This window comes from Pseudomonas sp. TUM25319 (assembly GCF_056388475.1).
On the sequence record NZ_CM150751.1, the window covers coordinates 6736413 to 6762421 of the forward strand.

The 26009-nt window shown below is 65.1% G+C and carries 24 protein-coding genes; 12 read left to right on the top strand and 12 right to left on the bottom strand.

What is annotated here, in order from left to right:
* Nucleotides 1–26: 26 nt before the first annotated feature.
* The 4 genes from rpoH to ftsY all read right to left on the bottom strand — a co-directional run bounded on the left by rpoH (nt 27) and on the right by ftsY (nt 4109).
* Nucleotides 27–881: an RNA polymerase sigma factor RpoH gene (gene rpoH, locus AC05QJ_RS30545; protein ID WP_476744879.1), complete on the bottom strand. Its 855-nt coding sequence runs from the start codon at nt 879–881 to the stop codon at nt 27–29.
* A 113-nt stretch (nt 882–994) separates the two neighbouring features.
* The gene (gene ftsX, locus AC05QJ_RS30550) at nt 995–2014 is read right to left on the bottom strand and encodes a permease-like cell division protein FtsX (protein ID WP_476744880.1); all 1020 of its coding nucleotides are present in this window, start codon (nt 2012–2014) and stop codon (nt 995–997) included.
* Nucleotides 2011–2682, bottom strand: a complete 672-nt coding sequence (ftsE, locus tag AC05QJ_RS30555; RefSeq protein ID WP_476744881.1) for a cell division ATP-binding protein FtsE — start codon at nt 2680–2682, stop codon at nt 2011–2013. Before ftsE ends, ftsX begins: the two co-directional genes overlap by 4 nt.
* Entirely contained in the window at nt 2679–4109 is a 1431-nt protein-coding gene (gene ftsY / locus AC05QJ_RS30560) for a signal recognition particle-docking protein FtsY (protein ID WP_476744882.1), read from the bottom strand. The genes ftsE and ftsY overlap by 4 nt, the downstream gene beginning before the upstream one ends.
* Nucleotides 4110–4343: 234 nt before the next feature.
* Here ftsY and AC05QJ_RS30565 point away from each other — a divergent pair, with 234 nt between their 5' ends.
* The 4 genes from AC05QJ_RS30565 (at nt 4344) to AC05QJ_RS30580 (ending at nt 8832) form a co-directional block, all read left to right on the top strand.
* On the top strand, nt 4344–5696 hold the full coding sequence (locus AC05QJ_RS30565) for a M16 family metallopeptidase (RefSeq protein WP_476744883.1): 1353 nt from the start codon (nt 4344–4346) through the stop codon (nt 5694–5696).
* Nucleotides 5693–7162: a M16 family metallopeptidase gene (locus tag AC05QJ_RS30570; protein WP_476744884.1), complete on the top strand. Its 1470-nt coding sequence runs from the start codon at nt 5693–5695 to the stop codon at nt 7160–7162. Before AC05QJ_RS30565 ends, AC05QJ_RS30570 begins: the two co-directional genes overlap by 4 nt.
* A complete protein-coding gene (gene rsmD / locus AC05QJ_RS30575) occupies nt 7162–7743 on the top strand; it encodes a 16S rRNA (guanine(966)-N(2))-methyltransferase RsmD (RefSeq protein WP_476744885.1) in 582 nt (193 codons plus the stop codon). The genes AC05QJ_RS30570 and rsmD overlap by 1 nt, the downstream gene beginning before the upstream one ends.
* Nucleotides 7744–7836: 93 nt before the next feature.
* Nucleotides 7837–8832: a hydrolase gene (locus AC05QJ_RS30580; RefSeq protein ID WP_476744886.1), complete on the top strand. Its 996-nt coding sequence runs from the start codon at nt 7837–7839 to the stop codon at nt 8830–8832.
* Between the two features lie 3 nt (nt 8833–8835).
* On the opposite strand, the gene AC05QJ_RS30585 is transcribed toward AC05QJ_RS30580, so the two are convergent.
* Both AC05QJ_RS30585 and AC05QJ_RS30590 read right to left on the bottom strand, forming a co-directional pair.
* A complete protein-coding gene (locus AC05QJ_RS30585; RefSeq protein WP_476744887.1) occupies nt 8836–9690 on the bottom strand; it encodes a sulfurtransferase in 855 nt (284 codons plus the stop codon).
* Nucleotides 9691–9719: 29 nt separating this feature from the next.
* Nucleotides 9720–10385, bottom strand: coding sequence for a TetR/AcrR family transcriptional regulator (locus tag AC05QJ_RS30590; protein WP_476744888.1), 666 nt, complete (start codon nt 10383–10385; stop codon nt 9720–9722).
* Between the two features lie 171 nt (nt 10386–10556).
* Here AC05QJ_RS30590 and AC05QJ_RS30595 point away from each other — a divergent pair, with 171 nt between their 5' ends.
* The 6 genes from AC05QJ_RS30595 (at nt 10557) to ggt (ending at nt 16761) form a co-directional block, all read left to right on the top strand.
* Complete coding sequence (locus AC05QJ_RS30595; protein WP_476744889.1) at nt 10557–11960, top strand: coniferyl aldehyde dehydrogenase; 1404 nt, start codon at nt 10557–10559, stop codon at nt 11958–11960.
* A 50-nt stretch (nt 11961–12010) separates the two neighbouring features.
* Nucleotides 12011–12502: a twin-arginine translocation pathway signal protein gene (locus tag AC05QJ_RS30600; RefSeq protein ID WP_476748042.1), complete on the top strand. Its 492-nt coding sequence runs from the start codon at nt 12011–12013 to the stop codon at nt 12500–12502.
* An 18-nt stretch (nt 12503–12520) separates the two neighbouring features.
* Nucleotides 12521–14161, top strand: a complete 1641-nt coding sequence (locus tag AC05QJ_RS30605) for a GMC family oxidoreductase (RefSeq protein ID WP_476744890.1) — start codon at nt 12521–12523, stop codon at nt 14159–14161.
* 72 nt (nt 14162–14233) lie between these two features.
* Entirely contained in the window at nt 14234–14713 is a 480-nt protein-coding gene (coaD, locus tag AC05QJ_RS30610; RefSeq protein WP_476744891.1) for a pantetheine-phosphate adenylyltransferase, read from the top strand.
* Between the two features lie 111 nt (nt 14714–14824).
* On the top strand, nt 14825–15076 hold the full coding sequence (locus AC05QJ_RS30615) for a YfhL family 4Fe-4S dicluster ferredoxin (protein WP_011531711.1): 252 nt from the start codon (nt 14825–14827) through the stop codon (nt 15074–15076).
* A complete protein-coding gene (gene ggt, locus AC05QJ_RS30620) occupies nt 15076–16761 on the top strand; it encodes a gamma-glutamyltransferase (protein ID WP_476744892.1) in 1686 nt (561 codons plus the stop codon). The genes AC05QJ_RS30615 and ggt overlap by 1 nt, the downstream gene beginning before the upstream one ends.
* 124 nt (nt 16762–16885) lie before the next feature.
* On the opposite strand, the gene mutM is transcribed toward ggt, so the two are convergent.
* Together mutM and AC05QJ_RS30630 are read right to left on the bottom strand one after the other, a co-directional pair.
* Nucleotides 16886–17698 carry a bifunctional DNA-formamidopyrimidine glycosylase/DNA-(apurinic or apyrimidinic site) lyase gene (mutM, locus tag AC05QJ_RS30625; protein WP_476744893.1) on the bottom strand — a complete coding sequence of 271 codons (813 nt, stop codon included), beginning with the start codon at nt 17696–17698 and terminating at the stop codon, nt 16886–16888.
* Nucleotides 17699–17701: 3 nt separating this feature from the next.
* Nucleotides 17702–18568: an HDOD domain-containing protein gene (locus tag AC05QJ_RS30630; RefSeq protein WP_476744894.1), complete on the bottom strand. Its 867-nt coding sequence runs from the start codon at nt 18566–18568 to the stop codon at nt 17702–17704.
* A 157-nt stretch (nt 18569–18725) separates the two neighbouring features.
* On the opposite strand from AC05QJ_RS30630, the gene AC05QJ_RS30635 reads away from it, so the two are divergent.
* On the top strand, nt 18726–19922 hold the full coding sequence (locus AC05QJ_RS30635) for a class I SAM-dependent rRNA methyltransferase (protein ID WP_476744895.1): 1197 nt from the start codon (nt 18726–18728) through the stop codon (nt 19920–19922).
* A gap of 45 nt (nt 19923–19967) precedes the next feature.
* Here the strand turns inward: AC05QJ_RS30635 and AC05QJ_RS30640 are convergent, their stop codons facing one another.
* From AC05QJ_RS30640 to AC05QJ_RS30650, 3 genes are all read right to left on the bottom strand, one after another.
* Nucleotides 19968–20369, bottom strand: coding sequence for a type II toxin-antitoxin system HicB family antitoxin (locus AC05QJ_RS30640; protein WP_476744896.1), 402 nt, complete (start codon nt 20367–20369; stop codon nt 19968–19970).
* Nucleotides 20370–20405: 36 nt separating this feature from the next.
* A complete protein-coding gene (locus AC05QJ_RS30645; RefSeq protein ID WP_476744897.1) occupies nt 20406–20588 on the bottom strand; it encodes a type II toxin-antitoxin system HicA family toxin in 183 nt (60 codons plus the stop codon).
* 106 nt (nt 20589–20694) lie between these two features.
* Nucleotides 20695–21177: a DUF2867 domain-containing protein gene (locus AC05QJ_RS30650; RefSeq protein ID WP_476744898.1), complete on the bottom strand. Its 483-nt coding sequence runs from the start codon at nt 21175–21177 to the stop codon at nt 20695–20697.
* Nucleotides 21178–21493: 316 nt separating this feature from the next.
* Here AC05QJ_RS30650 and ilvD point away from each other — a divergent pair, with 316 nt between their 5' ends.
* A complete protein-coding gene (gene ilvD / locus AC05QJ_RS30655; RefSeq protein WP_476744899.1) occupies nt 21494–23335 on the top strand; it encodes a dihydroxy-acid dehydratase in 1842 nt (613 codons plus the stop codon).
* 152 nt (nt 23336–23487) lie between these two features.
* Here ilvD and AC05QJ_RS30660 read toward each other — a convergent pair whose 3' ends face one another.
* The gene (locus AC05QJ_RS30660; RefSeq protein WP_476744900.1) at nt 23488–25884 is read right to left on the bottom strand and encodes a TonB-dependent siderophore receptor; all 2397 of its coding nucleotides are present in this window, start codon (nt 25882–25884) and stop codon (nt 23488–23490) included.
* Between the last annotated feature and the right edge of the window lie 125 nt (nt 25885–26009).

Consider the following 26009-nt stretch of genomic DNA (forward strand, 5'->3'; position numbering starts at 1 on the left):
GTTTCCTGTTTCTGGCTGCTGGAAGATCAGGCGGCGATCAGGGCTTTCACCTTGTTCATCGCATTCTTTTCCAACTGGCGAATACGCTCCGCCGAAACGCTGTACTTGGCCGCCAGGTCATGCAGGGTGGCCTTTTCTTCCGCCAGCCAGCGCTGGTAGAGGATGTCACGACTACGCTCGTCCAGGCCTTGCAGCGCCTCGTGCAGGTTGCTCGAGGAACTGTCGTTCCAGTCGGCATCCTCCAGTTGGCGCGCCGGGTCGTAGCGGTGGTCTTCCAGATAGTTGGCCGGCGACTGGAAGGCGCTGTCGTCATCGGCCTCGGCGGCCGGGTCGAAGGCCATGTCCTGGCCAGTCAGGCGACTTTCCATCTCGCGGACTTCCCGCGGTTCCACACCCAGGCTTTCGGCGACGCGATGCACTTCGTCGTTGTTCAGCCAGGCCAGGCGTTTCTTCTGGCTGCGCAGGTTGAAGAACAGCTTGCGCTGGGCCTTGGTGGTCGCCACCTTGACGATGCGCCAGTTGCGCAGGATGAATTCGTGGATCTCGGCCTTGATCCAGTGCACCGCGAAGGACACCAGACGCACGCCCATTTCCGGGTTGAAGCGTTTTACCGCTTTCATCAGGCCAACGTTGCCTTCCTGGATCAGGTCGGCCTGGGCCAGCCCGTAGCCGGAGTAGCTGCGGGCGATATGTACGACGAAGCGCAGGTGCGCGAGCACCATTTGCCGAGCGGACTCAAGGTTCTGCTCATAGTAGAGACTCTCGGCCAGTTCACGCTCCTGCTCGGCGGTCAGCAGGGGAATGCTGTTCACCGTGTGTACGTAAGCCTCCAGGTTCGCACCCGGGACCAACGCATAAGCAGGCTGCAACGAAGTGGTCATACGAAAAAACCTCCGACTCACTGAACTCGTGCCCGTAGGCACTGCCAACATTGACCGGGAACCGCGAAACAAGTTCCCTTTGAACTCAAAACGTCAATACCAGCAAAAAGACACTATCGCGGCGCCAGCTCACTCAGGTGGCGGGCCACTGCGATCCATGCACCGATATACCCTAACAGCACCGCCCCAAGCAAGAGCGATAGACCATCGGCTGATGGCACCCCGGCCAGGGCAAAGTCACTGCCATACAGTCCCGACAGGTCGACCACGGCGTCGTTCAGCCAGTTCAGGCCGAACGCCAGCACGCCCCAGGACAGGATCCCCGCCCCCAGGCCATACAGCGCGCCCATATAAAGGAAGGGGCGGCGCACATAGCTGTCGGTTCCGCCCACCAGCTTGATGACTTCGATTTCGGTGCGGCGGTTTTCGATGTGCAGTCGTATGGTGTTACCAATTACCAGCAGCAGCGCCGACACCAACAACACCGTCAGACCAAAGACGAAGCGGTCGCCCAGCTTGAGGATCGCCGCCAGACGCTCCACCCATACCAGGTCCAGCTGGGCCAGTTCGACCCGCGGCAGCTCCGCCAGACGCTGGCGCAACGCCTCGAGTGCCGGCTTGTCGACCTCGGTCGGGGTCACAACCACCACGCCAGGCAGCGGGTTTTCCGGCAGTTCGCGCAAGGCCTCGCCGAGCCCGGACTGTTGCTGGAACTCGTTGAGCGCCTGCTCGCGGCTGACATATTCGGCCTCGGCCACACCGGGCAGGGCCTTGATCTGGTCGCGCAGCGCCTCGCCGTCACGTGCACTGGCGTCCAGCTTGAGGTACAGGGAAATCTGCGCCGCACGCTGCCAGGAGCCGCCCAGGCGCTCGATATTGCTGAGGATCAGCGACAACCCCATGGGCAGGCTCAGCGCCACGGCCATCACCAGGCAGGTGAAAAAACTGCCGATCGGCTGTTTGCCCAGGCGGCGCAGGCTGTCCAGCAGGCTGGCGCGATGGCTTTCCAGCCAGGCGTGGAACAGGGTGCTGAAATCCGGGCCATCGTCTTCGTCGTGGCCCTTCTTCTTTTGCGGTTGCGGGTCCGCCGGCTTCGGCGCCACCCGTTCGGATACTTTGCGCGTGGCACTCATTGCCCGGCCTCCCCATCGCCGATCAGGCGTCCGCGCTGCAGCGTCAGCATGCGATGGCGCATGCGCGCGATCAGGGCCAGGTCGTGACTGGCGATCAGCACGCTGGTGCCCAGGCGGTTGATATCTTCGAAAACACCCATGATCTCCGCAGCCAGGCGCGGGTCGAGGTTGCCGGTAGGCTCGTCCGCCAGCAACAGGGCCGGACGGTGCACGATGGCGCGGGCAATACCGACGCGCTGCTGCTGCCCGGTGGACAGGTCGCCGGGAAACAGCTCGGCCTTGTCCGACAGGGCCACGCGCTCCAGCGCCGAGTCGACCTTCTTGGCGATCTCGGCCTTGGACAGGCCGAGGATCTGCAGCGGCAGGGCGACGTTATTGAACACGGTACGATCAAACAGCAACTGGTGATTCTGGAACACCACACCGATCTGCCGGCGCAGGAACGGAATCTGCGCGTTGCTGATCTGGCCCAGGTCCTGGCCGGCCAGCAGCAGCTTGCCACTGGTCGGGCGCTCCATCGCCAGCAACAGGCGCAGCAGCGTGCTCTTGCCTGCGCCGGAGTGACCGGTCACGAACAGAAACTCGCCCCGCCGTACCCGAAAACTCAACTCATGCAGGCCAACGTGACCATTCGGATAGCGCTTGGCGACCTGTTCGAATCGGATCATGGATGCTCCCGCTCGGCAAACAGTGCTTTAACGAAGGGTTCTGCCTCGAAGGTGCGCAGGTCGTCGATCCCCTCTCCCACCCCAATATAGCGAATGGGCAGGCCGAACTGCTTGGCCAGGGCGAAGATCACCCCGCCCTTGGCAGTGCCGTCCAGCTTGGTCAGGGCCAGACCGGTCAGTTCGACGCTCTGGTTGAAGTGCTTGGCCTGGTTGATGGCGTTCTGGCCAGTGCCGGCATCGAGCACCAGCAGCACTTCGTGCGGCGCATCGGCGTCGAGCTTGCCGATCACCCGGCGAACCTTCTTCAGCTCTTCCATCAGGTTGTCTTTGGTGTGCAGCCGGCCGGCGGTGTCGGCGATCAGCACATCGATGCCGCGGGCCTTGGCGGCCTGCACGGCGTCGAAGATCACCGACGCCGAGTCGGCGCCGGTGTGCTGGGCGATGACCGGGATGTGGTTGCGCTCACCCCAGACCTGCAACTGCTCCACCGCCGCGGCGCGGAAGGTGTCGCCGGCCGCCAGCATGACTTTCTTGCCTTCGAGCTGCAGCTTCTTGGCCAGCTTGCCGATGGTGGTGGTCTTGCCGGCGCCGTTGACGCCAACCACCAGGATCACGAAGGGCTTGTTCTGCGACTGCACGCGCAGCGGCTGTTCCACCGGCTTGAGCAACCCGGCCAGCTCGTCCTGCAGCGACTTGTACAGCGCGTCGGCGTCGGCCAATTGCTTGCGGGCGACTTTCTGGGTGAGGTTCTGCACGATCAGCGAAGTGGCCTCGACACCCACGTCGGCAGTCAGCAGGCGGGTCTCGATTTCGTCGAGCAGGTCATCGTCAATGGCTTTCTTGCCGAGGAACAGGCTGGCCATGCCTTCGCCGATGCTGGCACTGGTCTTTGACAGGCCCTGTTTCAGGCGAGCGAAGAAACCAACCTTGTTTTCCTCGACCGGAGCAGGAGCAGGCGCCGGCTCGACAGGCACCTGGACCACTGGCGCCGGAGCGACCACCGCAGGCGGCGGTACGACGACCGGCGGCTGCACCACCGGCGCGACCTGAACCGGCGCTGGCTGCGACACCGCCGCAGGTTGCGGCTCGGGTTCGGGCTGGGCCTGCGCAGCAGGCTGCTCGGGAATCACCGGCGGCTGCTGTGGCTCGAGGTCGGGCACCAATGCAACGGGCTCTTCCGGCACCGGCAGCACCAGGTTGCTGGATGGCGCATGCACAGGCGCTTCGGCAGCCGCAGGGGCAACCGGCTCAGGCGTGCTGACGGGCGGCTCGGGCGCGATCGCCGGAGCAGCTTGCGGCGCCTCTGGAGCAAGCGTTTCGGGCTGTTCGACAACAGGTTGCTGGGGCTTCTTGCGCAGCCAGCCGAACAGGCCTTTCTTTTCACCGGGCGCGGCCGGCGTTTTTTTGTCGTCGTTGGAACCAAACATGGAAGACGGCTATCTCAGGGTGGCGATGCGCCAGCTTGGCGCTTCAGAATTCTTTTCACGCAGAACAGACTCTTTTTAATCCGGCTCGTTCTTGCGCATCGTCTATTTTGTCGGGGGGCCTTTGCGGCGACATCCTCGACAGGCATGGTCGCCAGGCAACCGGATCAGTATCCTAGCACCTCCTAGCCCGCCGACGCTAAGGCCAAGCGGGCAGCCCAACAGGTTGAATCAAGAATGAATGCTCTAGCCCGCCGCGCCGCCGGCCTGCTGCTCGGCACGATTTGTCTGCCCCTCGCGGCCTTCGCCGCCGCCCCGCAACCCACCCACGAATTCATCCTCGACAACGGCCTGAAAGTGGTCGTGCGCGAAGATCACCGCGCGCCCGTGGTGGTGTCGCAGGTCTGGTACAAGGTCGGTTCCAGCTACGAGACACCGGGCCAGACCGGGTTGTCCCATGCGCTGGAGCACATGATGTTCAAGGGCAGCGAGAAGGTCGGCCCCGGCGAAGCCTCGCGCATCCTGCGGGACATCGGTGCCGAAGAGAACGCCTTCACCAGCGACGACTACACCGCCTATTACCAGGTGCTGGCCCGCGACCGCCTGAACGTCGCCCTGGAGCTGGAAGCCGACCGCATGGCCAGCCTGCGCCTGCCGGCCGACGAGTTCAGCCGCGAAATCGAGGTCATCAAGGAAGAACGTCGCCTGCGCACCGACGACAACCCCGGTTCCAAAGCCTTCGAACTGTTCAAGGCCATGGCCTATCCGGCCAGCGGCTACCACACCCCGACCATCGGCTGGATGGCCGACCTGCAGCGCATGAAGGTCGAGGAACTGCGCCACTGGTACGAGTCCTGGTACGCGCCAAACAACGCCACCCTGGTGGTGGTCGGTGACGTGACCGTCGACGAGGTGCGCAAGCTGGCCGAGCGCTGGTTCGCCGGCATCCCGAAACGCACCCTGCCGCCGACCAAGCTGCCGCTGGAACTGGCCGAACCGGGCCAGCGCCAGTTGACCGTGCATGTGCGCACGCAACTGCCAAGCCTGATCTATGGCTTCAACGTGCCGGGCCTGGCAACCGCCACGAACCCCCGTGAAGTCCACGCCCTGCGCCTGATTTCGGCCCTGCTCGACGGTGGCTACAGCGCCCGCATGGCCGCCCGCCTTGAGCGCGGCGAAGAACTGGTGGCCGGCGCCTCGACCCGCTACGACCCGTTCACCCGCGGCGACAGCCTGTTCGTGCTCTCGGCAACACCCAACGTGCAGAAGAAAAAGACCCTCGCCCAGGTCGAGACCGGCATCTGGAAACTGCTCGACGAACTCAAGACCACGCCGCCCAGCGCCGAGGAACTGGAGCGCGTGCGCGCCCAGGTCATCGCCGGCCTGGTCTACGACCGCGACTCCATCAGCAGCCAGGCCACCACCATCGGCCAGCTGGAGACCGTCGGGCTGTCGTGGAAACTGATCGACAACGAACTGGACGAGCTGAAGAACGTGACCCCGGCCGACATCCAGAACGCCGCGCGCACCTATTTCACCCGCGAGCGCCTGAGCATCGCCCATGTACTGCCCGAGGAGCGCGCCCAATGAGCCAGACCACTCCCCGCTTCATTCTCAAGGGGCTCGGCGTCCTCGCCCTGGCGGTGACCCTGGCCAGCCCGGCGTTCGCCGAAGGCACCGCATCGCCGGCAGCCAAGCCGACCAACACCCTGCAATCGCTGGCCGAACTGGACGGCAAGGCGCCGAGCCATCGCACCCTGAACATCCAGAGCTGGAACACCGCCGAAGGCGCGCGGGTACTGTTCGTCGAAGCCCACGAGCTGCCGATGTTCGACCTGCGCCTGACCTTCGCCGCCGGCAGCAGCCATGACACCGTCCCGGGCATCGCTTCGCTGACCAACGCCATGCTCAACGAAGGCGTGGCCGGCAAGGACGTCAACGCCATCGCCCAGGGCTTCGAGGGCCTGGGTGCCGACTTCGGCAACGGCGCCTACCGCGACATGGCCGTCGCCTCGCTGCGCAGCCTGAGCGCCACCGACAAACGCGAGCCGGCCCTGAAGCTGTTCGCCGACGTGGTGGGCAAGCCGACCTTCCCGAAAGACGCGCTGGTACGGATCAAGAACCAGATCCTCGCCGGCTTCGAATACCAGAAGCAGAACCCCGGCAAGCTCGCCAGCCTCGAGCTGTTCGAGCGCCTGTACGGGCAGCACCCGTATGGCCACCCGAGCGACGGTACAGCCAAGACCGTTCCCCCCATCACCCTGGAACAACTGCGCGCCTTCCACGCCAAGGCCTACACCGCCAGCAACACGGTGATCGCCCTGGTCGGCGACCTCAGCCGCGCCGAGGCCGAGGCCATCGCCGCGCAGGTCTCCGTCGCACTGCCGAAAGGCCCGGCCCTGGCCAAGGTGACGGCACCCGCCGAGCCCAAGCCCGGCGCGACCCATATCGACTTCCCGTCCAAGCAGACCCACCTGATGCTGGCCGAGCTGGGTATCGACCGTAATGATCCGGACTACGCGGCCCTGTCGCTGGGTAACCAGATCCTCGGCGGTGGCTCCTTCGGTACCCGCCTGATGAGCGAAGTCCGGGAAAAACGCGGCCTGACCTACGGCGTCTACTCCACCTTCGTGCCGATGCAGGCGCAAGGGCCGTTCATGATCAACCTGCAGACCCGTGCCGAGCTGAGCGAAGGCACCCTCAAGCTGGTTCAGGACATCCTGCGCGACTACCTGAAAACCGGCCCGACCCAGCAGGAACTGGACGACGCCAAGCGCGAACTGGCCGGCAGCTTCCCGCTGTCCAACGCCAGCAACGCCAGCATCGTCGGCCAGTTGGGTGCCATCGGCTTCTACGACCTGCCGCTGACCTACCTCGAAGACTACATGCATCAATCCCAGGCGCTGACCGTGGAGCAGGTGCGTGATGCCCTGAACCGCCACCTGTCCGCCGACAAACTGGTGATCGTCACCGCCGGGCCGAACGTGCCGCAGCAGCCGCTGCCACCGCCCCTCGACAAACCCGCCGAGCAGCCGCTCGGTGTACCGGAGCATTAATGGCCAGTCCATCCAAGCCGCATGCAGGCCAAGGCCAGTTGCGCATCATCGCCGGCGAATGGCGCAGCCGCCGCCTGAGTTTCCCTGACGCCCCCGGCCTGCGCCCGACGCCGGACCGGGTGCGGGAAACCCTGTTCAACTGGCTCGCCGCCCACATCGAAGGCGCCAAGGTGCTGGATGCCTTCACCGGCAGCGGCGCCCTGTACCTGGAAGCCCTGTCCCGCGGGGCGGCCGAGGCCGTGGCCGTGGACAGCAACCCGGCAGCCATCGCCAGCCTGCGGCAGAACCTCGAACTGCTGCGCTGCCCACGCGGCCAGATCATCCAGAGCGATGTCCAGCGTTATCTGCAAGGTGAGCCCAGGCAGACCTTCGACCTGGTGTTCCTCGACCCGCCGTTCCACCAGGACCTGCTGCCCGCCACCTGCGCCCTGCTCGAAGAGCGCGGCTGGCTGGCCGATCACGCCTGGATCTACACCGAAAGCGAAACCGCACCGTCCTCCCTGAGCCTGCCAGGCAACTGGCGCCTGCATCGGGAGAAAAAGGCCGGCCAGGTGTACTACGCCCTCTGGGAACGCGGCTGATCGTCATCTGCACGTCATATGGCGCGGCAGGCAGGGTGACCAGCACTTACACTGGTAATCAGGCCCGTCGCGCAGTTCCCGAGTGAACCCAGGATGTCCATCTCCCTCGCCCCAACCTTCAAGCCCGCGACAGGACTTCGCAATCCTCACCTCCAGACTCTCTGGGGCCCGCTGTGGCGCACCTCGACGCCGTTGGATCACCAACGCGAGCGCCTGTGGCTGGCCGACGGCGACTTTCTCGACCTGGACTGGAGCGGCCCGCACCAGAGCGACGCGCCGCTGGTGCTGGTGCTGCACGGCCTGACGGGCTCGTCGTCCTCCCATTATGTGCTCGGCCTGCAACACGCCTTGCAGGCTCGCGGCTGGGCCAGCGTCGCGGTGAACTGGCGCGGCTGCTCGGGCGAGCCGAACCTGTTGCCACGCAGCTATCACTCCGGCGCCAGCGAAGACCTGGCCGAAGTGGTCGCCCACCTGCGCGCCCAACGTCCGTTGGCGCCGCTCTATGCGGTGGGTTATTCACTGGGCGGTAACGTACTGCTCAAGTATCTGGGTGAAGCCGGCTCGGCCAGCCAGCTGCAGGCGGCCGTGGCGGTGTCGGTGCCGTTTCGCCTGGACCAGTGCGCCGACCGCATTGGCCTGGGCTTTTCGCGAGTCTACCAGGCGCATTTCATCCGCGAGATGATCAGCTACGTGAAGAACAAGGAGCGCGACTTCCTGTACCGCGGCCACCATGAAGGCCTCGAAGCCCTGGCCCGCCTCGGGCCGCTGACCCGGATGCGCACCTTCTGGGACTTCGACGGCCGCATTACCGCGCCGCTCAACGGCTTCAGCGATGCCCACGACTACTACAAGCGCTCGTCCAGCCGTTATTACCTGGGCGAGAACCGCACGCCGACACTGATCATCCAGTCCAGCGACGACCCGTTCGTGTTTCGCCACAGCCTCCCCGACGCCAGCGAACTGGCGAGCAGTACCACCCTCGAGTTGCACGCTCGCGGTGGTCATGTCGGGTTCGTCGAGGGCAGCCTGCGCCAGCCGGGGTATTACCTGGAGCGGCGTATCCCCGAGTGGCTGGCGCAGCAGGTTTGAGGCTCAGTCGCCGGTGGCGATCTGGCGTTGCGGGTCGGTGATCCACTCACTCCAGGAGCCGGCGTACAGCGGCGCCAGCGGATAACCGGCCAGGCTCAGGGCAAACAGGTTGTGGCAGGCGGTGACGCCAGAACCGCAATACGCCACCAGCGCTTCCGGCTTGCGCGTACCGATCAGCGTGGAAAAACGCGCCTTGAGTTGCTCGGCTGGCAGGAAACGGCCGTCCGCCCCGAGGTTGTCGGTGAAGGCCGCGCACTGCGCACCGGGGATATGCCCGGCGACCGGGTCGATCGGCTCCACCTCGCCACGGAAACGCGGCTGGGCACGGGCGTCGAGCAGGGTCAGGGCCGGATCACCGAGACGCTTGCGCAGTTGCTCGGCGTCGATCAGCAGCGCCGGGTCGGGCTCACCGCTGAAACGGCCTTCGCGCTTGTCCGCCGGGTCCAGGCTCAGGGGCAGGCCCGCCGCGTGCCAGGCCTTCAGGCCGCCATCGAGAATGGCAACGCCACTGCGCTTGCCGAGCCACGCCAGCAACCACCAGGCACGGGCGGCAAAGGCACCGGGGCCGTCGTCGTACAGCACGATATCGCTGTCGTTGTTGATGCCCCACTGCTGCAGACGTTCGATCAACCGGCTGGCATCCGGCAGCGGATGGCGACCGGTCACGCCCTTGGTCACCGGCCCACTGAGGTCTCGCTCCAGGTCGGCGAAATGTGCCCCTGCAATATGCCCCTCGGCATAGCTGCGCTGGCCGTAATCCGGATCTTCCAGGGCAAAACGACAATCGAGAATCACCAGCTTCGGGTCGCCGAGGCGTTCCGCCAGTTGCTGGGGTGCAATCAGTTGCGCAAGGGGCATGGCAGTCTCCATATCGATTGAAAGGGGCGTTACTGCTCCAGCGCCTGCTGCAGCGGTACATAGAATTCTTCACACAGCGCGTCCACCGCCGGCTGGGCCGTGGCGGTGACGAAACCCAGTTCCAGCACCAGCACCTGATAGACACCCCGCTTGATGGCCTCTTCGCTCAGGTGCGCGGAGTTTTCCCGGGTGGTGCACAGGAAGCGCACCCAGGAGGTCAGCACGATCCAGGTATTGAGGGTCAGCGATTCGATCTGCACCGGGCTCATCGCCAGGATGCCGGCCTCGACGAAACCGCTGTAGATGGCCTGGCCTTGCAGCAGGCAACGCTGGGAAAAGCGCCGGTAACGGGCGGCCAGTTCCCGGTCGCTGTCGAGCAGGTGCTCCAGATCGCGGTGCAGGAAACGAAAATCCCACATCGCCGCGAGGATCGCCTTCAGGTAGAAGCGCTTGTCCTCGACCGTAGCCAGCCGGCCCTTGGGCGGGCGCAGGAAGCTCTCGACCTGTTCCTCATACTGGCTGAACAGCTCGGCGATGATTTCCTGCTTGTTGGCGAAGTGGTAGTACAGATTGCCGGGCGAGATTTCCATGTGCGCGGCGATGTGGTTGGTGCTGACGCTGCGTTCGCCCTGCTGGTTGAACAGCTCCAGGCTGTTTTGCACGATGCGCTCGCGGGTCTTGATGCGCGGGGCCATGACGCCAGCTCCAAATGCGTGAGCCTGAAATGTTTGGTTAATCTTACGGCCTCACTTCCCCGGTTGCATCCGCTGAATGGATACCGCTGTGCCGACCTACAAATCTTTACAGCGGCCACACCGGATTAGAGCATATGCTCTAGTCGAAACAATTGGTCATGGAGCGCCCCGATGTCTTCACTGGATTGGCTCGACACCCTGTTCGAACAGCAACGTGCGGCCTTCAACCGCCTGCCCATGCCGCCCTTGGCCCAGCGCCGGCAATGGCTCAAGGCCCTGCGCCAGGCATTGCTGGTGCGGCAGGACGAGCTGGTGGCCGCCATCGACCAGGACTTCAACGGCCGCAGCGCCGACGAAACCCGCCTCGCCGAACTGATGCCCAGCGTTCAGGGCCTTGTCCACGCGGAAAAACACCTGGGCCAGTGGATGAAGTCGCGTCGGCGCAGTGTCGGCCTCGCGTTCCAGCCGGCCAGCGCACGGGTGCACTACCAGCCGCTGGGCGTGGTCGGGGTGATCGTGCCGTGGAACTACCCGCTGTTCCTCGCCATCGGCCCGCTTACCGGCGCCCTGGCCGCCGGCAACCGGGTGATGCTCAAGCTCAGCGAGACCACCCCGGCCACCGGCCGGTTGCTCAAGGACCTGCTGGAATCGGTGTTCCCCACCGACATGGTCTGCGTGGTGCTCGGCGAGGCCGATGTCGGCGAAGCCTTCTCCCGCCTGCCGTTCGACCACCTGCTGTTCACCGGCGCCACCAGTATCGGCCGTCATGTGATGCGCGCCGCCGCCGACAACCTGACCCCGGTGACCCTGGAACTGGGCGGCAAGTCGCCGGCGATCGTGTCCGCCAGCGTGCCCCTGGCCGACGCCGCCGAGCGCATCGCCTTCGGCAAGACCCTCAACGCCGGCCAGACCTGTGTCGCCCCGGACTACGTGCTGGTGCCCCGCGCGCGTATCTCCGGTTTCATCGACGCCTATCGCGATGCAGTGCGGCGCTTTTATCCACAGATCACCGGCAACCCGGACTACACCGCGATCATCAGCCCGCGGCACCTGGCCAGGCTCAACGGCTACCTCGACGACGCCCGCCGCCAGGGCGCGCGGGTCACCAGCCTGTATCCGGACGAAACCCCACCCGACCGCCGCCTGCCACCGCTGGTGCTGGAAAACGTGACCGACGCCATGCAGGTCATGCAGGACGAGATCTTCGGCCCGCTACTGCCAGTGGTGCCCTACGACCAGATCGACGACGCCATTGCCTACATCAACCAGCGCCCGCGTCCGCTGGCGCTCTACTACTTCGGCTACGAGCGCGGCGAACAACGGCGGGTGCTGGACACCACCCACTCCGGCGGCGCCTGCCTCAACGACACCCTGCTGCACGTGGCCCAGGACGACCTGCCGTTCGGCGGCGTCGGCCCGTCCGGCATGGGTCATTACCACGGCTACGAGGGCTTCCAGACCTTTAGCAAGGCCAAGGGTGTGCTGGCCAAGCAGCGTCTGAACCTGGCGCGGCTGATCTACCCGCCCTACGGCAAGCGCCTGCAACACCTGGTGTACCGCTTCTTCATCCGCTGATCGCTGCACGGGCCACAACAATGACAACACGCCTGGTATCCACCGCCGCGCTGAACCGGCGCGGCCTGCTCAAGTTCAGCCTAGGCGCCACGCTGTTTCTCGGCGGCGCCAGCCTGGTCGGCTGCTCCGCCGAAACCCCGGCCAGCGGTTTTCGCATCCTGCGCCAGGACGACCTGCCGCTGCTGCGGGCCATCACCCCGGTAATTCTCGCCGGGGCCGCGCCCGCCTCGGCCACCGACGCGGTGCTGGCGCGCCTCGACGACACGCTCGCCAGCCTTTCCGGCGAAATGCTCAAACTCACCCGGCAATTGTTCGACGTGCTGACCTTGCCGCTGACCCGCGGCCCGCTCACCGGCATCTGGGGCGCCTGGGAGCAGGCAGGGCCGGAGCAGATCGGCGCCTTTCTGCGGCGCTGGCAGGACAGCTCGCTGAACCTGCTGCGCCAGGGCTACTGCTCGCTGCTGCAACTGTTGCTGATGGCCTGGTACAGCATGCCCGCGTCCTGGGGCGCCTGCGGTTACCCCGGCCCGCCGACCTTCTGACCCGACAAGAGCTCGCCCATGCCCGTACCCGACCTGTTCCGCGACGGCCTCGCCCGCGGCTGGAAAACCCATGACGGCTCCGTCCTGAGCCAGGACCTCACGCTGGAAACCGATATCGCCATCATCGGCAGCGGCGCCGGCGGCGCCACCAGTGCCGAACGGCTCAGCGCTGCCGGCTACCGCGTGCTGCTGATCGAAGAAGGCCCGCTGCAGACCAGCAGCGACTTCAAGATGCTGGAGCATCAGGCCTACGCCCGCCTCTATCAGGAAGGCATCGGCCGCATGAGCAAGGACGGCGCCATCACCATCCTCCAGGGCCGTGCCGTGGGTGGCACCACCCTGATCAACTGGACCTCCAGCTTCCGCACCCCGGAGCCGACCCTGCGTCACTGGGCCGCCGAGCATGGCGTGGTCGGCCTGGGCGCCGACGACCTGACGCCCTGGTTCGAGCACATCGAGCAACGCCTGAACATCGCGCCCTGGCCGGTGCCACCCAATGCCAACAACGACGTGCTGCGCCGTGGCTGCACAGCCCTCGACCTGGACTGGAAGGTCATCCCGCGCAACGTGCGCGGCTGCGGCAACCTCGGCTATTGCGGCATGGGTTGTCCGCTCAACGCCAAGCAGTCGATGCTGGTGACCAGTATCCCGGCGACCCTGGAACGCGGCGGCGAACTGCTCTACCTGGCCCGTGCCGAACGCTTCGAGCACGACGGCCAGCGCATCCGCGAACTGCACTGCACGGCCCTGGACCCGCGTTGCGTCACGCCCACCGGTCGGCGCATCCGCGTTCGTGCGCGGCATTACCTGCTGGCCGGCGGCGGCATCAACAGCCCGGCGCTGCTGATGCGCTCGGACGCCCCGGACCCGCACCGGCGGCTGGGCAAACGCACCTTCCTGCACCTGGTGAACTTCAGCGCGGCGCGCTTCGCCGACGCGGTGAACCCGTTCTACGGTGCACCACAGTCCATCTACAGCGACCATTTCCAGTGGCGCGGCGGCGTCACCGGGCCCATGGGCTACAAGTTGGAAGTGCCGCCGCTGCACCCGGCACTGGCCGCTACCCTGCTGGGCGGTTTCGGCGAAGACAACGCCGGGCGCATGACCGAGTTGCCCCACACTCATGTGATGCTGGCCCTCCTACGGGACGGTTTTCACCCGGACAGCTCCGGCGGCAGCGTACAACTGCGTGGCGATGGCTCGCCGGTGCTCGATTACCCGCTTTCGCCCTACGCCTGGGACGGCGTGCGCCGGGCGTTCCACAGCATGGCCGAAATCCAGTTCGCCGCCGGAGCAGAACATGTACTGCCGCTGCACGCCGCCGCCCGTCCGGCGAAAACCCTCACCGAGGCGAAAGCCATGATCGACGGCCTGCCCCTGGAACTGTTCCTCACGCGCCTGGGCAGCGCCCACGTCATGGGTGGCTGCGCCTTCGGCGAAGACCCGCGCCAGAGCGTCTGCGACAGCCTTGGCCGGCATCATCAACTGGAAAACCTGTCGATCCACGACGGCTCGCTGTTTCCCACCAGCATCGGCGCCAACCCGCAATTGTCGGTCTACGCCATCAGTGCCCGGCTCAGCCAGCAGCTCGCCGAACGCCTGAAAAACAGCGCCATGACAACAGCGGGCGGCGCTGTCTATAGTCCGTTGGGCCGGTGATGGCGACTTGGCCCGACCGTATCGGCTGCGCTACCATCCGACTCCCTAACGCACTCCTGCCAGGACGACGCGATGAACCGAGTGTTGTACCCGGGTACTTTCGACCCTATTACCAAGGGCCATGGCGATCTGGTCGAACGCGCCTCGCGTCTGTTCGATCATGTGATCATCGCGGTTGCCGCCAGCCCCAAGAAAAACCCGCTGTTCCCGCTGGAACAACGGGTGGAACTGGCGCGTGAAGTGACCAAGCACCTGCCCAACGTCGAAGTCCTCGGCTTCTCGACGCTGCTGGCGCACTTTGCCAAGGAGCAGCAGGCCAATGTCTTCCTGCGCGGCCTGCGCGCGGTCTCGGACTTCGAGTACGAATTCCAGCTGGCCAACATGAACCGGCAACTGGCGCCCGACGTCGAAAGCCTGTTCCTCACCCCGTCGGAACGTTATTCGTTCATCTCCTCCACATTGGTGCGCGAGATCGCGGCCCTGGGCGGCGATATCACCAAGTTCGTCCACCCGGCGGTGGCCGACGCACTCACCGAGCGTTTCAAGAAGTAATCTCATCTGGCCAGGAAAACCGGCGTCCGCGTGCACTGCGGGCGCTAATCCGGCACAATTGCGCCCATTGGTTTTCAATTGCCAGTGCGCGAGAGCCTGGCCGGAGTCCCCATGTCCCTGATCATCACCGACGATTGCATCAACTGCGACGTCTGCGAACCCGAGTGCCCGAACGCCGCCATCTCCCAGGGCGAAGAGATCTACGTGATCGACCCGAACCTGTGCACCCAGTGTGTCGGCCACTATGACGAACCGCAGTGCCAGCAGGTCTGCCCGGTCGACTGCATCCCGCTGGATGAAGCCCATCCGGAGACCGAAGACGAACTGATGGCCAAGTACCGCCGTATCACCGGCAAGGCCTGATGACGGGCGTCGCCGCGCTCCGATCGCTGTTCCTCGGCGCCAGCCTGGCGCTCTTCAGCGTGGCCGCCCTGGCCGAAGGACCGGGGCGCGCGGCCATCGCCACACCCCACCCCGAAGCCACCGCTGCGGCGCGGGAAGTCCTGCGCCAAGGCGGTAATGCCTTCGACGCGGCCATTGCCGTGAGCGCCGCACTGGCCGTGGTCGAGCCCTACGGTTCAGGGCTTGGCGGCGGCGGTTTCTTCCTCCTGCGCCAGCCCGGCGACCCTGCCCGCTACCGCTTTGTCGATGCCCGCGAAAAGGCCCCCGGCAAGGCCACGGCCGATATGTACCTCAAGGACGGCAAGGCCCAGCCCGGTCTGTCGATCAACGGCCCACTGGCCTCCGCCATTCCCGGCCTGCCGGCCGCGCTGGACGAACTGGCCGCCCGCTACGGCAAACTTCCTCTGCGCAGCAGCCTGGCCCCGGCCATTCGTCTGGCCAACCAGGGCTTTGCCGTTGATCGGATCTACCGCGACCGCGCCACCCTGCGCCTGAACGCCCTGCGCGATGACGCCGAAAGCGCCCGGCTGTTTCTCGACGGCAACGAGGTCCCGGCCCTTGGCAAACTGATCCGCCAGCCGGCGCTGGCCGCCACCTTGCAGCAACTGGCGGAAAAAGGCCGCGACGGCTTCTATCGCGGGCCCGTGGCCGACACGCTGGTCCGGGAAGTGAAGGCCGCTGGCGGCATCTGGAGCCTCGGTGATCTCGCCAACTATCGTGTCGCCGAGCGCGAGCCGCTGCGTTATCGCCTTGCCGACCAGCGCGAACTGATCAGCGCCCCGCCGCCGTCCGCCGGCGGCGTCGCCATCGCCCAAAGCCTGGCGATGCTGCAGCGCCTGCCCTGGCAGAGCGCCGACACCGTGCAGCGCGCTCATTACGTGCTGGAAGTGCTGCGCCGCGCCTACCGTGACCGAGGCCTGCTGGGCGACCCGGACCATGTCACCAACCCGGTACCGCAACTGCTGTCGCGCGCGCACCTGGTTGCCCTGGCCGACAGCATCGACGTGCGCGACGCCACCCCCAGCAGCCAGTTGCCGCCTTCGCCGCCCTGGCGCGAAGGCGACCACACCACCCACTTCGCCGTGATCGACGCCAACGGCAACGCCGTGGCGGCGACCCTGTCGGTCAACCTGCCGTTCGGCGCAGCCTTCACCGCGCCCACGACTGGCGTGGTACTGAACAACGAAATGGACGATTTCGCGGCCGACCCGCAAGGCAGCAACAGCTATGGCCTCAGCGGCAGCCAGGCCAATGCCGTGGCGGCGGGCAAGCGGCCGCTGTCGAGCATGAGCCCAAGCTTCATCGAAAGCCCGACGGCGTTCGCCGCCTTCGGCACGCCGGGCGGCAGCCGGATTCCGAGCATGGTGCTACTGTCGATGCTGGAGTACCTGGATGGCCGACCGGTGAACACCTGGCCGGCAGTGCCGCGTTATCACCACCAGTACCTGCCGGATGTGGTGGAACATGAGCCGGGCGCGTTCAGTGACACCGAGCAGCAGGCGCTGCGGGCTCGCGGGTATGAACTCAAGGATGTCGGGCGCAGCTATGGCAACCAGCAGGTGCTGTTCTGGGACAAGCGGGATGGGCGGCTGGAGGCGGAGAGCGATCCGCGTGGGGTGGGTAGCTCAGAGGTGGAGAAGCCCTGAGCGTGTCGCTGTATTGACTGGCCTCATCGCTGGCAAGGCCAGCTCCCACAAGGTGTGGCGGTGCACACAAACCCTGTGGGAGCTGGCCTTGCCAGCGATGAGGCCTTCGAATCCAGCAAAAACGTTATGTCTGGCACCGCGGGCAAAACACACTCGCCCGCTGCCCCAGCTTCACTTCCCGCAAGATCGTGCCACACAGCTTGCAAGGCTCCTCGCCCCGCCCGTAGACGAACAGCTCCTGCTGGAAATACCCCGGCTGACCATCACCACCGATGAAGTCCCGCAGCGTGGTACCGCCGCGCTCGATGGCCGCCGCCAAAATGCGCTTGATCTCGATCGCCAGCCGCAGGTAACGGGCCCGGGAAATGCTCCCCGCCGCCCGCCGCGGGTCGATGCCGGCCGCGAACAGCGCTTCGGTCGCGTAGATATTGCCCACGCCCACCACCACCGCGTTGTCCATGATGAACGGCTTCACCGCCATCGCCCGGCCACGGGAAAGCTGGAACAGCCGCTCGCCATCGAACAGATCGGTCAAGGGCTCAGGCCCCAGGCGTACCAGCAATTCATGCTCCAGCGGCGTCAGGCTCCAGAGCATCGCGCCGAAGCGCCGCGGGTCGGTGTAGCGCAGCGCCAGGCCCGACTCCAGCTCGATATCCACATGCTCGTGCTTTTCCGCCGGCAAGCCGATTTCCACCAGCCGCAGGTTGCCCGACATGCCCAGGTGGCTGATCAGCGTCCCCACCTCGGCGTTGAGCAGCAAGTACTTGGCGCGCCGCTCCACCGAGACGAAGCGCTGCCCGGACAGGCGCACGTCGAGGTCTTCGGGGATCGGCCAGCGCAGGCGGCGGTCGCGCACGATCACGCGGCTGACGCGCTGGCCTTCGAGGTACGGCGCAATGCCGCGGCGGGTGGTTTCGACTTCAGGTAATTCAGGCATGGATCAGTGGCTGCCCAGTTCGCGAATGGTTTGCTTGAGGTTCTCGAAGTCGTAATCCGAGAGGCCGACATAGTCCAGCACCAGATGCCCGACGGTATTCCATTCATGGTCGACGCCCTGGTTGCCCAGCACCCGGTGCGAGGCACAGATGTGCTCGGCCATCTTCAGGATCGCCAGCAGGTTCTTCAGCGGCGCCGTGCGCGGCGACTCGTCGCTGAACACCGCGAGGGCGTTGTGGTGGTTGGCGATGGCGTTACTGACGTGCTCCGGCAGGCGCCACGACTTGGCGGTGTAGTAACCCACCACCGCATGGTTGGTGTTGAACACCTGATTCTCGGTGTCCACCACGCGCTGGCGGTCGTTGGCGCTGGCGTAGGCGTCTTCCAGCACGCTCATGTAGTCGGGGAAGCGCTTGAGCATCAGCGGCACGCCGCAGTCGTGGAACAGGCCGAGGGCATACGCCTCATCCACCGCCTGGGAGCCGAGGCGCTTGGCCAGGGTCAGGCAGGTCATGGCCACGTCCTGGGCGGTGTCCCAGAAGCGATTGAGGGTGACGATGGTTTCATCGCTCATCTCGCCCTTGATCGACTGGGCGTTGATCAGGTTGATGATCGAACGGCTGCCCAACAGGTTCACCGCCCGCTGGATCGAGGCGATCTTGTTGGTCAGTCCGTAGTACGGCGAGTTGACGATCTTCAGCAAGGCGCCGGACAGGCCTGGGTCCTGGGAGATCAGCTTGGCGATCGTCTCCAGGTCAGGGTCGGGCATGTACTGCTCCATCTGCAGGTCGACCATGATCTGCGGCTGCGGCGGGACGCTGATACCTTGCAGGGCTTGCTGGATCTGTTCGGAAGAGAGTTCCTGGGTCATTGATTTCTTACTCGCGGCGGACGGCGAATTCTAACCTGATCAGTACAGCAAGGTGGCAACCCAAAATGCCGGCGCCGGGCCTGCAATTTGTCGCACCGGCGCGGTGCTGGCGGGGCCGACACGGTATACTCCCGCTCTTTTTTCCCGGAGCGACGTCATGTCCCTGCCCAGCCTTCGCCTCAAAGCCAACGCCGACCGCCGCCTGCGCGCCGGCCACCTGTGGGTCTACAGCAACGAAATCGACGTCGCCGCCACCCCGCTGCACGGCTTCAAGGCCGGTGACCAGGCGATCCTCGAAGCCGCCGGCGGCAAGCCGCTGGGCATCGTTGCCCTGAGCCCGAACAACCTGATCTGCGCCCGCCTGCTGTCCCGCGACATCAAGCTGTCGCTGGACAAATCGCTGCTGGTGCACCGCCTCAACGTCGCCCTGTCGCTGCGCGAGCGCCTGTTCGACAAGCCGTTCTACCGCCTGGTCTACGGCGATTCCGACCTGCTGCCGGGCCTGGTGGTGGACCGCTTTGACCACATTCTCGTGGTACAGATCGCCTCGCCGACCATGGAACGTCACCGTGACGACGTACTGGCCGCACTGATCCAGGTGCTCAAGCCCAGTGGCGTGCTGTTCAAGAACGACTCCTCCGCCCGCGATGCCGAGGGCTTGGAGCGTTACGTCGAGACCGTCTACGGCGAAGTGCCGGAGTGGGTGGCCCTGGAAGAGAACGGCGTGAAGTTCGAAGCGCCGGTGATGGAAGGCCAGAAGACCGGCTGGTTCTACGACCACCGCATGAACCGCGCCCGCCTGGCACCGTACGTCAAGGGCAAGCGCGTGCTCGACCTGTTCAGCTACATCGGTGGCTGGGGCGTGCAGGCCGGTGCCTTCGGCGCCAGCGAAGTGTTCTGCGTCGATGCTTCGGGCTTCGCCCTGGACGGCGTCGAGCGCAATGCCACGCTGAACGGCTTTGCCGAGAAAGTGACCTGCATCGAAGGCGACGTGTTCGCCGCCCTGCGCGAGCTGAAGGCGGCTGAAGAGCGCTTCGACGTGATCGTCGCCGACCCGCCCGCCTTCATCAAGCGCAAGAAAGACCTGAAAAACGGCGAAGGCGCCTACCGCCGCCTGAACGAGCAGGCCATGCGCCTGCTGAGCAAGGACGGCATCCTGGTCAGCGCCTCGTGCTCGATGCACCTGCCCGAAGACGACCTGCAGAACATCCTGCTCACCAGCGCCCGCCACCTGGACCGCAATATCCAGCTGCTGGAACGCGGCGGCCAGGGCCCGGACCACCCGGTGCACCCGGCGATCCCGGAAACCCGCTACATCAAGAGCATCACCTGCCGCTTGCTGCCGAACAGCTGAGTGCGGTGATGGAAGGAATAATCCCGGCCTGAGTGCCGGGATTTTTTATCGCCCCAGTTTTTCCAGCGCGGCATCGGCGAGGAAGGAAGAGCGGCTTTTCACATTGTGGTCGCGCACATAGCGATCAATGCGCTGAATCACAAAACCCGGAAGGGTGACATTCACCTTCTCGGTCTTGCCCAGATAAGGCGTAATGTCGATTTCGAGCATGCCCCAGCCCATGTCCGCGAAATCGGGATTGTTGCGATGGGTAGCTGCGCTGGTAGGCATCGGGATGGGCTGACCGCTACCGACAATTTCCTCCAGCATGATGTGCGCGACTTCCACTGCTGCGGCGTAGGCGTCCTCAAAGGTATCGCCCGCAGTTACCGCACCGGGGATATCGGGAATCTGGATGCCGGTGGCGGTATTTTCATCGCCCCACTCAATGCAGATCGGGTATTGCATGGTTATCTCCTGCAAGGTGCCAAGGATAAGACCGACCTACGTCAGCCCTGCCCGCTCCCTGATGCTCTTGACCGTGCCCAGCGGCAAATCCTTTTTAGGATGGGGAACGGGTATTGAGTTTGGATTGCTTGGGTGCTTGAAAATGTGATGGCTTCCCGTGACACGCTTCAAGAACCAACCAGCCGCCTCAAGCTCTTTGATCAACAGTCTGCTTTGCACCTCCACATCCCCCTGATGAGCGAAGGAGCAAACATACGCGCCAAACCCATCAGAGCACCCTAAAAAAGATGTGTCCAGAGTTATCTTTCAGCAGCGTTCAGTTGATCTAGATCCCGCCCAACATCGACTTCACCACCCGCCGGTGAATCGGCGCGATCAGCCACATATAGACCCGCCCCAGCGCATTGTGCGGTTCGACGATGGAGGTCAGGCTGACTTGCTTGCCCGGGTCCAGGTGCACGGAGATCAGCACGTCCAGATGGCTGTCGCGGATGGTCAGCACCAGTTCCCTGTCGGTGACGGCGGCGACTTCGAAGAAGTCGAGGTTGTCGCCCACCCGCGCGGTTTTCTGCTCGCGCAGGTTGAAGCCCGCCACAGGCTTGAGGCCGAACGGACGGACCAGGAAGTCGCGCACCCGCAGCGCCTGGTTGATCCAGCCCGGCACCGCACGGCTCATGCGCTGGTAGGCATCGAGCGCGGTCAGATTCTGTTCCGGAGCGACCCGGCGGGCGAAGCAGTCGAAGAACCAGGCAGTGGTGGAAAGCATGCGCAGGGCGCTGCTGGCAGGCACATCGGCAGGGTGGACCATAGCTCCTCCATGGAAGTCCAAAGCGGGAAGCCGATCACGGTAGCCGCCCCGCGCCCGGAAAGCGAGCCCGACCAAAAAACGACTTGCCCCGCGCCAACTGTCTATTGCGCCATTCCCTAAGGCCGCCAGCGGTGTAGAATCGGGCCTATTCATCGCCAGTCATCCCCCGGCGGGTTTATGAGCTCTGGCCGAGCGCACGGCGATCCCGCGGCGTCTTCGGCTTCATCCGTACCAGCGGCCACCTGCCTTGCGGTACAAAGGAGAAGAGAAGCTCACTCCCCTCATTTGTTACCTGATTAGCCGCCAGGAGTGCTTCATGCCTGATTACCGTTCCAAAACGTCCACCCACGGCCGCAACATGGCCGGTGCCCGCGCGCTGTGGCGCGCCACCGGCATGAAGGACGAGGACTTCAAGAAGCCGATCATCGCCATCGCCAACTCGTTCACCCAGTTCGTCCCGGGCCACGTGCACCTGAAGGACCTGGGTCAGCTGGTCGCCCGCGAAGTCGAACGCGCCGGTGGCGTGGCCAAGGAATTCAACACCATCGCGGTGGATGACGGCATCGCCATGGGTCACGACGGCATGCTCTATTCGCTGCCGAGCCGCGAGATCATCGCCGACTCCGTCGAGTACATGGTCAACGCCCACTGCGCCGACGCCATCGTCTGCATCTCCAACTGCGACAAGATCACCCCCGGCATGCTGATGGCCGCCCTGCGCCTGAACATCCCGGTGATCTTCGTCTCCGGCGGCCCGATGGAAGCCGGCAAGACCAAGCTGGCCAGCCACGGCCTGGACCTGGTGGACGCGATGGTCATCGCCGCCGACTCCAGCGCCAGCGACGAGAAAGTCGCCGAGTACGAGCGCAGCGCCTGCCCGACCTGCGGTTCGTGCTCCGGCATGTTCACCGCCAACTCGATGAACTGCCTGACCGAAGCCTTGGGCCTGTCCCTGCCGGGCAACGGCTCGACCCTGGCGACCCACGCCGACCGCGAGCAACTGTTCCTCACCGCCGGCCGCACCATCGTCGAGCTGTGCAAGCGCTACTACGGCGACAACGACGCCAGCGTCCTGCCGCGCAACATCGCCAACTTCAAGGCGTTCGAAAACGCCATGACCCTGGACATCGCCATGGGCGGTTCGACCAACACCATCCTGCACCTGCTGGCCGCGGCCCAGGAAGCGGAGCTGGCGTTCGACCTGCGCGACATCGATCGCCTGTCGCGCAAGGTGCCGCAGCTGTGCAAGGTGGCGCCGAACATCCAGAAGTACCACATGGAAGACGTTCACCGCGCTGGCGGCATCATCAGCATCCTCGGTGAGCTGGCCCGTGGCGGCCTGCTGCACACCGACGTGCCGACCGTGCACTCGCCGAGCCTGGAAGAAGCCATCGCCAAGTGGGACATCACCCAGACCAGCGACGAAGCGGTGCACCACTTCTTCAAGGCGGGCCCGGCCGGCATCCCGACCCAGACCGCGTTCAGCCAGTCGACCCGCTGGGACACCGTTGATGACGACCGTGAAAACGGCTGCATCCGCAGCGTCGAGCACGCCTACTCGCAAGAAGGCGGCCTGGCCGTGCTGTACGGCAACATCGCCCTGGACGGCTGCGTGGTGAAGACCGCCGGCGTCGATGAGTCGATTCACGTGTTCGAAGGCAACGCGAAGATCTTCGAGAGCCAGGACAGCGCCGTGCGCGGCATCCTCGCCGACGAAGTGAAGGAAGGCGACATCGTCATCATCCGTTACGAAGGCCCGAAAGGCGGCCCGGGCATGCAGGAAATGCTGTACCCGACCTCCTACCTGAAGTCCAAGGGCCTGGGCAAAGCCTGCGCCCTGCTGACCGACGGTCGTTTCTCGGGTGGTACCTCGGGCCTGTCCATCGGCCACGCCTCGCCGGAAGCCGCTGCTGGCGGCGCCATCGGCCTGGTGCAGGACGGCGACAAGGTGCTGATCGACATCCCGAACCGTTCGATCAACCTGCTGGTCAGCGACGAAGAACTGGCGGCACGCCGCATCGTCCAGGACCAGAAGGGCTGGAAGCCGGTGGAACAGCGTCCGCGCAAAGTGACCACCGCCCTGAAAGCCTACGCCCTGCTGGCCACCAGCGCCGACAAGGGTGCGGTACGCAACAAGGCCCTGCTTGACGGGCTGTGAGTTGGTCTGCTGAATAAAAAAACCGGCGCCCTTGGGTGCCGGTTTTTTATGGGGCCTTCAGGGGCCTCATCGCTGGCAACGCCAGCTCCCACAGGGTGTGAGATCGCCTCCGACCTCGTGGGAGCCGGCGTTGCCGGCGATGAGGCCGTCACTCAATAACTGGCCCGCACGGTAAAGATGAAGTTGCGCGGCTCGCCATAGAAGTTCGAACCCCACGGACTGTCCACCCGCTCGTAGTACTTGCGATCGAACAGGTTGTTGCCGGTCAGCTTCACCGACAGGTGCTTGTTGATCTTGTAGCCGATCTGCGCCGTGGTAATGGCGTAGCCGCCCTGCTCGAAGTCGACGTTGCGACGGTAGTAGGTCGCGCTCACCGCCCGCACGCCGCCCCCGACGCTGAAGTCCTGCAGCGGGCCGTCGGTGAATTCGTAGGCGGTCCAGAGGTTCAGGTTGTGCTTGGGCGTGATGGTGCTGAAGGTGGTGCCGTCATCGGCGCCGGTCAGCGACTTGGTCATGGTGTAGGCGTAACCGGTGACCACACTCCAGTTGTCGGTGATGTTGCCGCTCAGCTCGGTTTCCCAGCCCTGGCTACGCACCTTGCCCTGAGCCCGATAGTACTGGCCGCCGGAGACCAGTTCGGCACGGTTCTCGTCGTAGATGCGGAACACCGCCACGCTGCCATTCAGGCGGCCGTCGAAGAACTCGCGCTTGAGCCCCAGTTCGTACTGCTCGCCTTCGCGCGGGGCAATGACTTCGCCACTGGCATTGACGTCGGTCTGCGGCTTGAAGACCTTGGTGTAGCTGCCGTAGGCCGACAGTTCCGGGGTCAGCTTGTAGACCAGCGCGCCATAGGGGATGAACTTGCGGTTGATGTCGGTCTCGGTCGGTTTGAACTGGGAGAAGTAGGCGTTGGCGTTCTTGCCTTCGCTTTCGAACCAGGTCACGCGGCTGCCGAGGATCACGTCCAGTTCGTCGGTGGCGGCAATTTTGGTACGACCATAGACCCCGTACTGGTGGGAGGTGGACCAGGTGCCGTAGTTCATGTCGAACTCGCGCTTGGGAATGTCGATGCTGCCCGGGTCGAAGACGTTGATCGGAAAGTACTCGCCCCCGCCGTAGGTGAAGTCCTTGTTCAGGTGCTGGTACTCGACACCGGCGGTGACCTCGTGGGTCCGGCCGAAGGCTTCCACCGGCAGGGTGACGAAGCTGTCCAGGCCGAGGCTCTTGATATGGGTGTAGTACGACCAGGCCACCGCCCAGCTGTCGCCGGTGGCGGGGTCCACGGCATCGTCGGACCAGGTGAAGTTGCGGGTCGGCGTCTCGGCGTCACGGTAGGTCAGCGAGGTCTTGAACTGGCCGCCGTTGTCCAGGGCGTGATCGACCTCGGCGAAGCCTTCCCAGACCCGCTCGTCCAGCTCGTTCCACTTGGCATCGACGAAGGTGGAGCGGCTCACATCCAGCAGCTTGCCATCGGCGTAGGCTGGCAGGCCGAAGGCCGGTGTGGTGCGGTTTTTCTGGTAGGTGCCGCCCAGCGAAAGGGTGGTGGACGGAGTGATGTCGTATTCCAGGCGGCCGTAGACCATCGGTCGCTCGTTCTTCGCGTAGTCGACCCAGGACTGGTTGTCTTCGTAGGCGGTGACGAAGCGTCCGCGCAGGCTGCCATCGCTGTTGAGCGGGCCGGTGACGTCGATGCTGGAGTGGTAGTTGTCCCACGAGCCCGCCGAGATCTCGCCGTTCAGGCCAAAGGTGCCGAGGGCCCGCTTGCGCACCACGTTGATGGTCCCGCCGGGTTCGCCCGAGCCCTGGTACAGGCCGCTGGGGCCGCGCAGCACTTCGACGCGGTCGTACATGGCGAGGTCGAAGCTGGTGGCCAGATCGCCCTGGCCGGTGGCCTGCGACACGCCATCGACCTGCACCTGGTCTACCAGGAAGCCGCGCATGTACACGTCATTCAGGCTGGAGCCGGAGTTGTAGGACTTGATGGTGACGCCGGTCACCTGGCGCATGGCGTCCTGCAGGTTGTTCATGTTCTGGTCGTTCATCCGCTGGCGGGTGACGACCGAAACCGACTGGGGGATGTCCTTGAGCTTCTGCTCGCCCTTGCCGATGGTCAGTGCGCCCGTGGTGTAGGACCGGCTGCCTTCGGTGGTGGCGCCAAGCACCTCGGAATTGATCCGGGTGGCGCCCAGTTGCACGGTGTCATCGCCGGCGACGCGCTTTTCCAGGGTCACGCTATCGTTGTCGATGTAAGTCGCCGCCAGCCCGCTGCCCGCCAGCAGGCGGCCCAGCGCTTCGCTCTGTGGATAACTGCCGCTCAGGCCCGGCGAGCGCAGGCCCTGGGTCACCTCGGAAGTCACCAGCACCTGCACCCGGGTCACCGCACTGAACGCCGCCAGCGCGCCGTCGAGGGACTGGGCCGGAATATCGAAGCGGTAGACCTGGTGCTGGGCCTCGCTGGCGGCCTGCGCCGGCAGCACGCAGATGCCGCTGCCCAGGGCGATCGCCAGGCTGAGCAGCGTCGGCAGGTGGTGGCTGGTGGTGTGTTTCATCCGTGGTGCTCCCCCAAAATCGTCGAAGTCGTCTCGCGGCGCCGCACTATCTGAGAGTGCTTGTTATTTGCGCCTTCGAGTTCAAGGACGACGGGGTTTGGGGAAACCCTGAAACTTTCTGAATT

What these genes read in the sequence shown, in the direction of transcription:
- rpoH (WP_476744879.1), bottom strand. Translation starts at nt 881, where the DNA reads ATGACCACTTCGTTGCAGCCTGCTTATGCGTTGGTCCCGGGTGCGAAC.
- ftsX (WP_476744880.1), bottom strand. Translation starts at nt 2,014, where the DNA reads ATGAGTGCCACGCGCAAAGTATCCGAACGGGTGGCGCCGAAGCCGGCG.
- ftsE (WP_476744881.1), bottom strand. Translation starts at nt 2,682, where the DNA reads ATGATCCGATTCGAACAGGTCGCCAAGCGCTATCCGAATGGTCACGTT.
- ftsY (WP_476744882.1), bottom strand. Translation starts at nt 4,109, where the DNA reads ATGTTTGGTTCCAACGACGACAAAAAAACGCCGGCCGCGCCCGGTGAA.
- AC05QJ_RS30565 (WP_476744883.1), top strand. Translation starts at nt 4,344, where the DNA reads ATGAATGCTCTAGCCCGCCGCGCCGCCGGCCTGCTGCTCGGCACGATT.
- AC05QJ_RS30570 (WP_476744884.1), top strand. Translation starts at nt 5,693, where the DNA reads ATGAGCCAGACCACTCCCCGCTTCATTCTCAAGGGGCTCGGCGTCCTC.
- rsmD (WP_476744885.1), top strand. Translation starts at nt 7,162, where the DNA reads ATGGCCAGTCCATCCAAGCCGCATGCAGGCCAAGGCCAGTTGCGCATC.
- AC05QJ_RS30580 (WP_476744886.1), top strand. Translation starts at nt 7,837, where the DNA reads ATGTCCATCTCCCTCGCCCCAACCTTCAAGCCCGCGACAGGACTTCGC.
- AC05QJ_RS30585 (WP_476744887.1), bottom strand. Translation starts at nt 9,690, where the DNA reads ATGCCCCTTGCGCAACTGATTGCACCCCAGCAACTGGCGGAACGCCTC.
- AC05QJ_RS30590 (WP_476744888.1), bottom strand. Translation starts at nt 10,385, where the DNA reads ATGGCCCCGCGCATCAAGACCCGCGAGCGCATCGTGCAAAACAGCCTG.
- AC05QJ_RS30595 (WP_476744889.1), top strand. Translation starts at nt 10,557, where the DNA reads ATGTCTTCACTGGATTGGCTCGACACCCTGTTCGAACAGCAACGTGCG.
- AC05QJ_RS30605 (WP_476744890.1), top strand. Translation starts at nt 12,521, where the DNA reads ATGCCCGTACCCGACCTGTTCCGCGACGGCCTCGCCCGCGGCTGGAAA.
- coaD (WP_476744891.1), top strand. Translation starts at nt 14,234, where the DNA reads ATGAACCGAGTGTTGTACCCGGGTACTTTCGACCCTATTACCAAGGGC.
- AC05QJ_RS30615 (WP_011531711.1), top strand. Translation starts at nt 14,825, where the DNA reads ATGTCCCTGATCATCACCGACGATTGCATCAACTGCGACGTCTGCGAA.
- ggt (WP_476744892.1), top strand. Translation starts at nt 15,076, where the DNA reads ATGACGGGCGTCGCCGCGCTCCGATCGCTGTTCCTCGGCGCCAGCCTG.
- mutM (WP_476744893.1), bottom strand. Translation starts at nt 17,698, where the DNA reads ATGCCTGAATTACCTGAAGTCGAAACCACCCGCCGCGGCATTGCGCCG.
- AC05QJ_RS30630 (WP_476744894.1), bottom strand. Translation starts at nt 18,568, where the DNA reads ATGACCCAGGAACTCTCTTCCGAACAGATCCAGCAAGCCCTGCAAGGT.
- AC05QJ_RS30635 (WP_476744895.1), top strand. Translation starts at nt 18,726, where the DNA reads ATGTCCCTGCCCAGCCTTCGCCTCAAAGCCAACGCCGACCGCCGCCTG.
- AC05QJ_RS30640 (WP_476744896.1), bottom strand. Translation starts at nt 20,369, where the DNA reads ATGCAATACCCGATCTGCATTGAGTGGGGCGATGAAAATACCGCCACC.
- AC05QJ_RS30650 (WP_476744898.1), bottom strand. Translation starts at nt 21,177, where the DNA reads ATGGTCCACCCTGCCGATGTGCCTGCCAGCAGCGCCCTGCGCATGCTT.
- ilvD (WP_476744899.1), top strand. Translation starts at nt 21,494, where the DNA reads ATGCCTGATTACCGTTCCAAAACGTCCACCCACGGCCGCAACATGGCC.
- AC05QJ_RS30660 (WP_476744900.1), bottom strand. Translation starts at nt 25,884, where the DNA reads ATGAAACACACCACCAGCCACCACCTGCCGACGCTGCTCAGCCTGGCG.